The organism is Streptomyces shenzhenensis, from assembly GCF_003688995.1.
GTDB lineage: Bacteria > Actinomycetota > Actinomycetes > Streptomycetales > Streptomycetaceae > Streptomyces > Streptomyces shenzhenensis_A.
In genome coordinates, this window is record NZ_PENI01000067.1 from 1 (window position 1) to 11342 (window position 11342).

Consider the following 11342-nt stretch of genomic DNA (forward strand, 5'->3'; position numbering starts at 1 on the left):
CGCCCGGGCCATCAAGGAGCACGTCGCCGCGACCGTGCCCAAGGGCCGCATGGGCCGGCCCGAGGAGGCCGCCGCGGTCGTGGCCTTCCTGGCCTCGGAACAGAGCAGCTACGTCGTCGGCTCGAACATCTACGTCGACGGCGGCGAGAACCAGACCTGAGACACCACACCATGGATGGCACCTGAAGCGACCCAACTTCCATGCCGCTTCCGACGCGTCGGCCTCGTGACCCGTGGGACCCGCAGCGCAGAGCGCGTGGGTCCCACGGGGGCGCGGGCGCTGCCGTCGTAGCCGGAGTGGTCCCGATCGCAGACGCCACCGCCGCCGGTTCGATCCGCGTCCCCGCCGCCTACAACGGCCTCTTCACGGGACAGGGAAGGGCCGGGTCTTGGCGGATGTCACGGCAACTCCTGAGGGCAGGTGGTTCGTTCGACTTGTGTGACCTATTGTTCGTGACGCACGACCGCGTCGGTTCGGTCGTAAGGCGGAACCCGGTGTCTTGGGGACGGCCGAAAGCACGAAACTCTCCTCGCCGCTGAAGGGCTGCCCGAGGTTCTGTCCATGCTCCGTGTACCCCACCGTCCCGCCGTCGGGCCCAGCGTCATGACGGGCCTGTGCGTACTGTCTTTCCTGCTTGACGCGTCTGTCGTGAGCAGGAGTCATGTGGGACTGGCGGTCCTGGCGAGCGGAGCCCTGGCCCTGGGAGCCGCAGCGGCGCAGACATGGATGTACGGCACGGGCCGGCAGGTCGTCGCGTGCGGGCTCAGCCTTTGCGTGGCGGCCTGTTCGTTGCTCACCACGTCATTGGTGCAAGGTGCGGTGTTGCAGCGCACCCCCGGCTGGGCCGAGCTGTGCGGCCTTCTGGCCCTGCTGTGTCTGACCTGTCGCTATGCACGGCCGTCACTGGTCATGGTGTGCTCGGTTCCCTTGTTCGTCGCGGCGATGCGGACGCAGGAGCGTGCTCCGGTGGTATTGGACCTGCCGGTGTTCAGGGACGTCGACGGCTTGTTCGTCCTCCTCCCCATGGCCTTCGTACTGTTGGGCGGCTATCTGCGCGGTGAGGACGGCAGGCGCCGGGCGGCCGCGCGCGACGTCCGGCGGGCCGAGCGGCTGGACCTCGCTCGGGATCTGCACGATCACGTGGCTCATTACGTCACCGCCATCGTTGTTCAGGCCCAGGCCGGCGAGCACATCGTGGAGAAGGACCCCGCGACGGCACGGAGGCTGTTCAGCAACATCGAGCAGACCGGCCAGGACGGTTTGGTGGCGATGCAACGCATGGTCAGACTCCTGCGCACCTCTGAAACCGCCACGGCGCAGGCCGCGGTGACACCCGTGATGACGAGCATCAAGGAACTCGTCAGGCGTGCCGACTCAGTAGGGCAACGTGTCTCGCTGGAGATCGTCGAGGGGGTGAAAGCCGACGACTGGCCACCGCAACTCGCCAAGACCGCAAAGCGCTTGGTTCAGGAAGGTCTGACCAACGTGCGCAAGCACGCCCGTACCGCGTCCGCCGTACACGTAAGGATGGAGGTCGCGGCGGGCCGGCTGGTCATCCACGTTCGGGACAACGGGACCAGCCAGCACCACGGACGGCCCTGGTTCCTGCCCAGTGGGTTCGGCATGATCGGTCTGAGGGAGCGAGTCGACGAACTCGGCGGTGAACTCAGCAGCGGGCCGATGCCGGAAGGCGGCTGGGAACTGTCCGCATCGATACCCCTGAACTGGGCAGACAGGAAACCGCGGTGAGCATCTCAGTAGTGATCGCTGACGACCAGGAGATGGTGAGGACGGGCTTCCGCCTCATCCTGGAGGCACAGGACGAGATATCCGTGATCGGTGAGGCGTCCGACGGTGTGGAGGCTGTCGAGGTGGTGCGTCGGCTACGCCCCGACGTGTGTCTCATGGACATCCGGATGCCGAAGCTGGACGGGCTTGAGGCCACCCGGCGGCTCCGGCGGACGCCGGGGAACGCGACGGACGACACAAAGATCGTCATCGTGACCACTTTCGATCTCGACGAGTACGTATACCGCGCGCTGCGGGCCGGCGCGAACGGCTTCGTGGTCAAGAACTCCGGCCCCCGGCTGCTGATCGAGGCGGTGCATGCCGCGGCCGGAGGGGACTCCCTCATCTCCCCGTCCGTCACGGTGCGGCTGCTGGAGCACCTGAGCCCACCGCAGCGCACCGAGAACTCGGCCGCCGCACAGCGACTGAGCCCGCAGGAGCACAAGATCGTCCGCTTCGTGGCGCGAGGGCGCACGAACAACGAGATCGCGGAGGAGCTGACCCTCTCCCTGAGCACAGTGAAGAGCCACTTGAGCCGGATCCAGGACAAACTGCGGGCCCGCAACCGTGTGGAGATCGCCGCGTGGGCGTGGGAGCACGGCGTCGTCAGCTGACGCGGACGGAAGGCGCATGAGCAACAGTCGCCTTTTCTGAGACCGCGAGGCTCCACGCGCTCTTCGGTGGTTGACATGTAAACTAACCGTCGAGCGGGATCGACTTCTCCGTGCGCCGCGGCGAGGTCACCGGATCCCACACCGGCAGGTGCCGGCACGCAGGTGTGCGCTGTCCAGGAAACGAAAGATTGGTTTAGTGCGAACCGGAAAAAAGACTCACCCACCGGGCGTTGATGAAGCGAACGCCACTGCGGGCCCAGGTCGGCGGCGAAGGTTCACTCGATCTCCCAGATACTGGGTACCCCTCCTTCCCCTGACCGCCATCGCGGCCGTGCTTGCATGGCTCAACCGGAGCCCGTGGTGGGGTTGGACAGTCGTGGGCGTGCTGCTCGCGGCTCTCGGTGTGACCGCACACTGGTGGCTTCGAGGGCGGGCCCTGCTCCAGGTGGGGGCATGGCTGCTTGCCGGAGCACTCGTGAGTACCGCTGCCGTCCTGGCCTACCCACCCGCGCAGAACCGCATCGCGGGCGGGACCGACCCCAGGCCTTCGGCGCTCGTCCCCACGCGGGAGGGGCCCGTGCGAGGCGTCCTCAACGACGAGCGCACGGTTGAGATATTCGCTGGCATCCCCTACGCCCGGCCTCCCGTGGGAGACCTGCGCTGGAGTCCGCCTCAGCCTCCCGAGCAGCGCTCCGAGGTGTTCACCGCCGACAGGTTCTCGGACGTTCCCGTCCAGGGGACGTCGACCTTCTTCACGCGGGCGCTTTCCCGGGTCGTCGACATACCTCTGGAGGACACGTTCCTCAACCCGTATCCGGTCGGCGAGGACAGTCTCACCCTCAACATCTGGCACAGCACGAAGCCCGCCTCGGCGAAGCTTCCCGTGCTCGTCTACGTTCCGGGCGGGGGGTTCACGACCGGTTCGGGAGCTCTGCCGCTCTACGACGGCGAGGCACTCGCTTCCAGGGGTGAGGTGATCGTCGTCACGCTCAACTACCGACTGGGTGTGCTCGGATTCCTTTCCCATCCGGAACTCGCGAAAGAATCCAAGGAAAATACTTCAGGCAACTACGGGGTCCTCGATCAGATCGCCGCGCTGAAATGGATCCGGCAGAACATCGCGGCGTTCGGCGGAGACCCGGACCGAGTAACGGTCGCGGGGGAGTCCGCCGGCGGCGCGAGCGTTTGCATTCTGGGCGCGACGCCGCTCGCTGAAGGGCTGGTGGACGGCATCATCGCCGGGAGCGGGGCCTGCATGGGCACGGCCGGAAACACCGAGAAGGACGATCAGGCCGACACCAGGGTGGCGGCTGAGGACGCGGGCAGACGTCTGAGCGAGAAGCTGGGGGGCGCCTCCGTGGAGGAGATGCGCGAGATGCCCGTCAAGCGCATCCTGGATGCTGCCAAGTCGCTCGACGCTCACTGGCGTCCCTCCGTCGACGGCCACCTCCTGGACCGGCCGCCGGCGGAGATCTACGCATCCGGGGAGCAGTTGGACGTGCCGGTTCTTCTCGGCAGTAACGCGGACGAGGCCTCGCTCGCCCTGGCCAGTCCACCGGACACCGACGTGGACAAGTATCAGGAGTCGGTCCGCAAGACGTACGGCGCGGACGCAGAGCGCTTTTTGCGTCTGTACCCCGGTGAGAACGAGGAACAGGTACTGAAGTCCCGTCTGCAGGCCGAAACCGACAAGATCATGACTCGCGCCATGCACCGCTGGGCGCGCCTGCAGACTCGAACGGGCGAGTCAGCCGCGTACCTCTACTACTTCACGCGCGTCCCGCCGGAAAAGGGCCTTGAGAAGTTCGGCGCCTATCACGGTGCGGAGGTGATGTACGCCTATGACAACCTTGGGAAGGACAGTGACGCCGCATACGAAGAGGTCGACTACAGGTTGCGCGACCAGATGAGCGCGTACTGGGTCAATTTCGTGCGTACGGGCGACCCGAACGGATCGGGCCTGCCGGTCTGGCCCACGGTGGAGCAAGCACCCGAGCAGGTCATGGAGTTTGGTGAAGGCAGCGCGCCGGCACCCAGGCCGCGGTCGGACGCCATCGACTTCTGGACGGACTACGACGGACCGATCCCGTAGCAAGGACGCGACCCGGCGGCCGGACTTTGATCGCCTCAAACGAATCGGGTCATCCACCAGCACCGACACCTGACCGGCTGTCACGCACCAACTCATGAGCGGCCTTCGCCTGGGAGATGCAGCTCCTGAACACGCCCACCGGTGACGAGGCATGACATCGCCGCTGCCCCGGCACCGATCGGTGCTCGGGGAGATTTGCGGCGTGGTGCCGTGCCGGTGCACTGACGCTGGACCCCTACGGTCCGGGTGCGCTCGCCCGGTGCCCTGCGCCGTCTTCCTATGCGCGCCACTCCGGTGGCTGCCTGACGATCCCGAGATCACTTTCAGCGTCGAAGCCGACGAGCTCGTGCGGAGGAGCGACTGGGCGTGCGATGTCGGCCCCCAGGTCGAAAGCGGCACCGGCGATCGAATCGGCTATGTCCGCTTCCTGATGCTGCTGCTTCGCCCGTTCATGATGTGCGCTCAGACGATCGACGATTCTCCGGATCGGACCGTGACCGAGATCAGGAGCCGGCGTTTCCTCGCTCATGGGCGGTGATTCCCTTCCGTGGACCCCGCACAGGGGGTGATGGGTGGCGTGCGGGCGTCGGGCCGTCGATATGAGGTCCCGTCAGGTGTGACGACCGTTTTCCGGTCGAGTCCCTCAGTGCTGATGCGTGACGGTCGAAGATCAGGCATCCGTTGCGTTGATGGACCCCGAGGGGCGTATGTGGCGCCTCAGTATCAGTTCGGCGCCACATACGCCCCTCGTCGACGGCGATGACGCGGTTCCGCGTCATGAGAAGCCGTCAGGGGAAGCGCAAGTCATGCACCGTCACTTCGCGAGGAAGTCGCGGAGCGCGGTGTTGACCTCGTCGGCGTGGGTCCAGAGCAGGCCGTGCGGCGCTCCTTCGACCTCGACGTAGTCGGCCTCGGGGAGCGCCTTGTGGAAGCGGCGCCCGGTGGCGTCGATCGGGAGGATGTTGTCCTTCGTACCGTGCAGGATCAGTGCGGGCTTGCCGCTCGCGCGGACCGCCTCGACGTCGGCGCGGAAGTCCTCGATCCATGCCGGCACCACGGCGTACGCGGCCACCGGAGCGCTGCGGATCGCGACGTTCCAGCTACCGGTCACGACTTCCTCGCTGATACGCGTGCCGAGGTTCTCGTCGAGGTTGTAGAAGTCCGAGTAGAACTGCTTGTACCAGGCGTACCGATCCGCCTTCGCGGTCGCGGCGATGTTGTCGAAGACCTCCTGCGGTACCCCGTCGGGGTTGTCGTCGCGGGCGACGAGGAACGGCTCGAGCGAGGCAAGGAAAGCGAGCTTCGCGACACGCTCATGACCGTAGCGACTCACGTGGCGGGCGAGTTCCCCGGTGCCCATCGAGAAGCCGACGAGGACGACATCCTGGAGGTCGAGGGTCTCAAGGACCGTGTTCAGGTCGGCGGCGAAGGTGTCGTAGTCGTAACCGGAGTTGACCTTCGACGACTGGCCGAAGCCCCGACGGTCATAGGTGATGACCCGGTAGCCCTGGGCCAGCAGCTCGCGCGTCTGGCGTTCCCAGCTGTGCCCGTTGAGGGGGTAGCCGTGGATCAGGACGACCGGCTGCCCGGAACCCTGATCCTCGTAGTAGAGCTCGACCGGCGTACTGTTCTCCGTGCCGACGGTGATGTAACCCATGATTTCTTCCCCTTCTGGCCGGTGAAACGAACGCCGGCCGACATCATGCGTGTGAAAACTGTGTGTTATCGGAGGGTGGGGCAGAGATGTCGCGGCTCCGCATCGGCCTGCGGTGGGGCGCGAATCTCACCGTGCGGGTTCAACCGATCTGACCTCCTCCCGCGGTCGCAGTGTGCAGGTCAGCGTGCCCCACGTTGTCGACGACCGTGACTCGGCCACCATCGCCGGGATCGGGATCGGGAATGATCGATTCTGGATCGACGAGGTAGACCTCGTGACCATCCAGCGTCAGCCGGCGTGCGACCTCCAACAACATGCGCCGTGCCACGTCGTCGATCGAATGGACCCTTGTCAGGTCTAGCGCCACCCTGACGTTCGAAGGCGAAATTCCCTCGGCTTCCTGCACAATTCTCTCGGCTCCGGCAAAGCCGATGCCACCTTGCAGTTGCAGGACCCGGAGCGCGCTCGGTCCGCTGCCGACGACATGGTCGGACCGTACGACGGCACGCGCAGCGGCGGGGACCCCCATCACATGCAGACCCATGTCCGAAGAGAATCGCTCGAACAGTGACACCCCGCGAACGCTGTTCCCGTGCCTGTCCAGTCGTGGTGAGAACGTGGCAATTCCGATCTGCCCGGGGAGCGCGCCGATCAGGCCCCCGGCCACCCCGCTCTTCGCCGGAATACCGACCTGGGTCGCCCAGTCACCAGCGGCGTCATACATTCCACAGCTGAACATGACGCTCAGCACCTGACGTACCACCGCTTCCGGAACCACCTGCTCACCCGAGAGAGGGTTGATACCGCGGTTGGCCAACGTCGCGGCCATCATGGCCAGATCTCGCGTGGTGACGAGCACGGAACACTGGCGGGTGTAGCCGTCCACGATGGGCCTGGGATCCTCGGTGAGGATGTCGTGACTGCGGAGCATGTGCGCGATGGCGAGGTTGCGGTGCGCGTTCTCCATCTCTGACGCACATACCGCCTCATCCATCCTCAGCCGACGACCGGCGAAAGCCGAGAGGCCGTGGAGCACGCGTTCCACACGCTCTGCCGGCTTCAGGTCCTCCGCGCCGGTCAGTGAGTGCACGGTGATCGCGCCGGCGTTGATCATAGGATTGAGAGGACGCCCGGTGTCGCTTTCGAGGGAGATCTCGTTGAACGCCTCTCCGGACGGCTCGACACCGACTTTGGCGAGCACAGAGTCGAATCCGCGATCAGACAGGGCCAACGCATACGCGAACGGTTTGGAGATCGATTGGATGGTGAACTCGATATCGAAGTCACCGGCCCCATAGACTTCTCCGCCAATCATGGCAAAGGCCGCACCGAGGCGCTCGGGATCCGCTGCTGCGAGCTCAGGGATGTATCCCGCCGGCTCTCCGGACGTGTCCGACTCCACATCTCCCAGGACCTCGGCCAAATAGTCGGGAATGATGGGCCGCATTCGTCCTCCAAGCATAGTTGCAATTCACGGCGTCAAATTATCGTTGCGGCCGGGGAGATGACCTCGCGCTTCGCCGAGCGTGGCGCGCGTGATCACTCCTGAACATCTGACGAGATCGAGCTCGACCGGCACAGCTGCACCGGTGTTTCTGCTACGAGGGTTCCAAAAGTTTTGTCGGAGCAGGGGTGGCGGTGAGCACGCGAAGCTGGTCGGCGTCGACATTGGCTCCGAAGGCGGGGGTTCCGGGCTCGAGCCGGACGCCCGCTGCAAGGTCGCCGATGGAGAGTGGGTCAAATCCGAGCGTGTCGATCAGCGCAGACACCACAGCGAGATCCTCGGGCGAGTCACCGGCGAGCGCGATGGCCTTGCGTCCGAGGCCGCCGGCTGGACGAGCCTCGTCTTCGAGGTCGTGATAGCCCATGTGGTTGAGGGCTTTCACGACATGTGCGCCCGTCAGGAACCGCTGAACGACTTCGCTCGAAGAGGCATCGGCCGGGAGGATCGCGTCGCGGGGACCATCCACCTCCCACCAGTGGTTCATCGCGTCGATGACCAGCTTTCCTGCCAACTCCGGAACTGGGAGGTCACGGTGTTTGCCGAGCGGGAGAGCCAGGACCACCACGTCGGCGGCAGCGGCGGCCTGGGCCGGCCACACGGCGGTCGCTCCGGGGGTGAGGATTTTGACGGTAAGCGCGATCTTGGAGGGGTCACCGGACCCTGAGATCAGGACTCGATAGCCGGCGGCGACCGCCAGGCGCGCCAGGACGGTGCCGACTTTCCCGGCTCCCAGGATCCCGACAGTGGTGACAGGGTTGGTCATCGCGTCGCTCCCGCCGTGGCCGCGGGCTGCTCGGCCAGGAGCTCGCGGACCCGAGGGATGACTTGGGTGCCGTACAGCTCGACCGAACGGAGACGTGCGGAGGCGGAAACGGTGCCGGCGGCGGAGTAGATCAAGTCGAACCGGCCCGCGTTCAGCACCCGGATGGCATGAGCGATCTTGGTCGCGACCGTCTCGACCGAGCCGACATACAGAGAACCGCGGTCCACTTCGGCGTCGAATTCCTCCCGGCGGAGCGGCGGCCAGCCGCGCTGCCCCCCGATCCGGTCGCGGATCACCTTGTACCCAGGGTAGAAGAGTTCCTTGGCCTCTTCGTCGGTGGAGGCGACGAAGCCGGGCGAATGCATCCCGACCGGCTGTGCGGTCGTGCCGAACTCGTCACTGGCACGCTGGTACAGATCCACATAGGGAGCGAACCGGTCAGGGGCGCCGCCGATGATGGCCAGCATGAGCCGGAAGCCGTACTGAGCGGTGCGGAGCACGGACTGCGGTGTCCCGCCGACCCCTACCCAGGTGTTGAGACGTCCCGAATCCGTCTTCGGGTACACGTCCGCATTGTGCAGGGCGGCGCGCGTGGTGCCCTCCCAGGTGACCGGGCTCTCGTCCAGGAGTCGATGGAAAAGGTCGATCTTCTCCTCGAACAGCACCTCGTAGTCCTTGAGGTCGTACCCGAACAGGGGGAACGACTCGGTGAAGGAACCGCGTCCGAGGATCACCTCGGCGCGACCGTTGGAGAGCGCGTCGACCGTGGCGAACCGTTGGAAAACTCGCACCGGGTCGTCCGAGGACAGCACTGTCACGCCCGAGGCGAGCCGGATGCGGTTCGTGGCTGTCGCGATGCCGGCCAGTACTGTCTCAGGGCTGGAGATCGCGTACTCAGGCCGGTGGTGCTCGCCCAACGCAACAACGTCGATACCGACTTGGTCGGCGAGGACCGCTTCGGTCACCGCCGCGCGGATCGCCTGCGCGTGCGAGACGATCACGCCCTGGTCGTTTCGGGGCCGGTCTCCGAAGCTGTCGATGCCGAACTCGATTTGCGAAGCATCCGTCGTGTTCACTTTGTTCAACGCTTTCGGTGTGTCGGGGTGTGGTGGTGCGTGGTTCGTGACGACCGGGCGGGACGTCCGTCCCGGGCGACCTGCGCGGGTTCGCTGCCCGTCAGGTCACGCGTGTCGTCATCGCCGGCCAGCAGTTCGCGCGCAGACGGGGGAGGGGATCCTGTTCTCCGGACGCTGATGCCCTGTTCCGCGGTCCGCTTGGTCACCACACCACCTCCGCCGATCTGGTTGACATGTAAACCATGACATCCTTATGGTTTACATGTCAACTAGAGTAAGGTACGGTGGGTGCGACTGCGCGGTGGTGAACTGGTGCTCAGTGGCGTCCGGTGGGGGCGACAGCAAGGCCGTGAAAGTCTTCTGCGGTTTCCGACCTCGCTGAGTGGACGTCGCAGTGTCCGTCCGCCTCGGCGTAACCGATGCATTAATCGGGTTCTTCGGCATTAAGGGAAGGGCGCGTCAAAATCAGACGTATTTTTCCACCGCTTGCCTGCCTGCGGCTCATTTGGTCGACTGTCGTCATCCGCAGTTTTGCAGTACGGCGTGATCAATCTCGCGGTGTCCCCTTCCCCAGGATCGGCCACACACCCGATACTGGGAGCGTGATCTATTGGATGGACTTCCTCCCCTCTGCCGTATTAATATCCATAATCCCTGGAGCGAGCCAGCTATTGGGTCTGACCAACGCTGTCCGATCCGGCGCTTCCTGGGCTCTTATTGGCATCCTCGCGCGTCTCGCTGCTTTCACTCTGCTGATCAGTGTCGTCGTACTGGGTCTCGGCGCCGCCCTTGCGCAGTCTCCTGATGTGCTGGCCGCAATAAAATGGGGTGGAATAGCATATTTGGCCTGGATTGGTCTGGCGGCACTGAGGAGCAAGCCGCAGACCGCCTCTGCAGTCGAGGGCGAAGGGGTCCGCACCGATCGATGGCGGATCCCCCGTCAGGAATTCATGGTCGCCATAACCAACCCAAAAGCGCTTCTGCTTTTCGCGGCACTCCTCCCTCAATTCACGAGCGGCGGACGGGGCGCAGAACTGCACATCGCCCTTCTAGGTCTGGCCTACATGGGCGTTGAAGCCGTCATCGGCGGCCTCTACGTCGGAGCCGGGAGAATTCTTCGATGGAGGTTTCGGTCGTATAAGGGATCGATCGCTCATCGGGTCGACCGGCTGTCGGGAGTCTGTATCCTCGTGCTTGCGGGGGCGTTGGCTGTGAGCAGTGTTTGACGTGGATCGTCCACGTGCACATGTTGCTGTGCTGTGACATGGGTCGCCGCCACCGTTCCCCTGTGATCCGTCCCGCCCGGCCTGCGCCCGGCGGTCCGCGCACCAGGATGTCCTCGCCGGTTCAGTCCGGCAGTTTCTCCATGTGGTCCAGGACGCGCTTGGAGATCCGGGCGAGTGTGCTGAGCTGGTTCGGGGTCAGGGCGTCGATGAACAGGCGGCGGACGTGTTCGACGTGCTGTGGTGCGGCCTCTTCGATCGCCTTGTAGCCGGCCGGGGTGGCGACGATGAATGCTCCGCGTCCGTCGTCGGGGCATTCCTCCTTGGCCACGAGCCCGCGTTTCGCCATCCGCGTGACCTGGTGGGACATTCGGCTCTTCTCCCACTCCACCATTTTGGCCAGATCCAGGAAGCGCATCCGCCCGCCGCCTCTCTCGGTGAGGCTGGCGAGCACGATGTAGTCGGAGGCGGACATTCCGGAGTCGGCCTGGATGCGGCGGGACAGCCGTCCGATGAGCGTCTCCTGCATGCGGATGAAGCCGTCCCAGGCGGCCTTCTCTTCCCCGTTGAGCCAGCGCGGTGGTGCGTCCATGGGGGCAGTCTAACGAAATCGTTGACGGCTCA

Annotated in this window: 12 protein-coding genes; 6 read left to right on the forward strand and 6 right to left on the reverse strand. The window is 65.3% G+C overall.

Annotated features, from left to right (window positions below):
* The 5 genes from CTZ28_RS45820 to CTZ28_RS45840 form a co-directional block, all read left to right on the forward strand.
* Positions 1-160: SDR family oxidoreductase (locus CTZ28_RS45820; RefSeq protein ID WP_121895881.1), on the forward strand; the 160-nt coding region annotated here is incomplete at its 5' end.
* A gap of 41 nt (positions 161-201) precedes the next feature.
* On the forward strand, positions 202-540 hold the full coding sequence (locus CTZ28_RS49895; RefSeq protein WP_398658100.1) for an amidase family protein: 339 nt from the start codon (positions 202-204) through the stop codon (positions 538-540).
* A 124-nt stretch (positions 541-664) separates the two neighbouring features.
* Positions 665-1750 carry a sensor histidine kinase gene (locus tag CTZ28_RS45830; protein WP_183154907.1) on the forward strand — a complete coding sequence of 362 codons (1086 nt, stop codon included), beginning with the start codon at positions 665-667 and terminating at the stop codon, positions 1748-1750.
* 32 nt (positions 1751-1782) lie between these two features.
* Positions 1783-2403 (forward strand): response regulator, encoded by a 621-nt coding sequence (locus CTZ28_RS45835; protein ID WP_398658106.1) that lies wholly within the window; start codon positions 1783-1785, stop codon positions 2401-2403.
* 376 nt (positions 2404-2779) lie between these two features.
* Entirely contained in the window at positions 2780-4495 is a 1716-nt protein-coding gene (locus CTZ28_RS45840; protein ID WP_220795569.1) for a carboxylesterase/lipase family protein, read from the forward strand.
* Between the two features lie 277 nt (positions 4496-4772).
* Here CTZ28_RS45840 and CTZ28_RS46755 read toward each other — a convergent pair whose 3' ends face one another.
* From CTZ28_RS46755 to CTZ28_RS45865, 5 genes are all read right to left on the reverse strand, one after another.
* Complete coding sequence (locus CTZ28_RS46755; protein WP_147481308.1) at positions 4773-5024, reverse strand: hypothetical protein; 252 nt, start codon at positions 5022-5024, stop codon at positions 4773-4775.
* A gap of 285 nt (positions 5025-5309) precedes the next feature.
* Positions 5310-6152 (reverse strand): alpha/beta fold hydrolase, encoded by an 843-nt coding sequence (locus tag CTZ28_RS45850; protein WP_121895886.1) that lies wholly within the window; start codon positions 6150-6152, stop codon positions 5310-5312.
* Between the two features lie 139 nt (positions 6153-6291).
* Complete coding sequence (locus CTZ28_RS45855; RefSeq protein WP_121895887.1) at positions 6292-7599, reverse strand: glutaminase; 1308 nt, start codon at positions 7597-7599, stop codon at positions 6292-6294.
* 151 nt (positions 7600-7750) lie between these two features.
* Positions 7751-8419 (reverse strand): NADPH-dependent F420 reductase, encoded by a 669-nt coding sequence (locus CTZ28_RS45860; RefSeq protein WP_121895888.1) that lies wholly within the window; start codon positions 8417-8419, stop codon positions 7751-7753.
* Positions 8416-9495 carry an LLM class flavin-dependent oxidoreductase gene (locus CTZ28_RS45865; protein WP_121895889.1) on the reverse strand — a complete coding sequence of 360 codons (1080 nt, stop codon included), beginning with the start codon at positions 9493-9495 and terminating at the stop codon, positions 8416-8418. The genes CTZ28_RS45860 and CTZ28_RS45865 overlap by 4 nt, the downstream gene beginning before the upstream one ends.
* Positions 9496-10097: 602 nt before the next feature.
* On the opposite strand from CTZ28_RS45865, the gene CTZ28_RS45870 reads away from it, so the two are divergent.
* Entirely contained in the window at positions 10098-10721 is a 624-nt protein-coding gene (locus tag CTZ28_RS45870) for a LysE family translocator (RefSeq protein WP_121895890.1), read from the forward strand.
* A gap of 121 nt (positions 10722-10842) precedes the next feature.
* On the opposite strand, the gene CTZ28_RS45875 is transcribed toward CTZ28_RS45870, so the two are convergent.
* Positions 10843-11310 (reverse strand): MarR family winged helix-turn-helix transcriptional regulator, encoded by a 468-nt coding sequence (locus tag CTZ28_RS45875; RefSeq protein WP_121895891.1) that lies wholly within the window; start codon positions 11308-11310, stop codon positions 10843-10845.
* Positions 11311-11342 lie beyond the last annotated feature (32 nt).

What these genes read in the sequence shown, in the direction of transcription:
- CTZ28_RS49895 (WP_398658100.1), top strand. Translation starts at nt 202, where the DNA reads ATGCCGCTTCCGACGCGTCGGCCTCGTGACCCGTGGGACCCGCAGCGC.
- CTZ28_RS45835 (WP_398658106.1), top strand. Translation starts at nt 1,783, where the DNA reads ATGGTGAGGACGGGCTTCCGCCTCATCCTGGAGGCACAGGACGAGATA.
- CTZ28_RS46755 (WP_147481308.1), bottom strand. Translation starts at nt 5,024, where the DNA reads ATGAGCGAGGAAACGCCGGCTCCTGATCTCGGTCACGGTCCGATCCGG.
- CTZ28_RS45850 (WP_121895886.1), bottom strand. Translation starts at nt 6,152, where the DNA reads ATGGGTTACATCACCGTCGGCACGGAGAACAGTACGCCGGTCGAGCTC.
- CTZ28_RS45855 (WP_121895887.1), bottom strand. Translation starts at nt 7,599, where the DNA reads ATGCGGCCCATCATTCCCGACTATTTGGCCGAGGTCCTGGGAGATGTG.
- CTZ28_RS45860 (WP_121895888.1), bottom strand. Translation starts at nt 8,419, where the DNA reads ATGACCAACCCTGTCACCACTGTCGGGATCCTGGGAGCCGGGAAAGTC.
- CTZ28_RS45875 (WP_121895891.1), bottom strand. Translation starts at nt 11,310, where the DNA reads ATGGACGCACCACCGCGCTGGCTCAACGGGGAAGAGAAGGCCGCCTGG.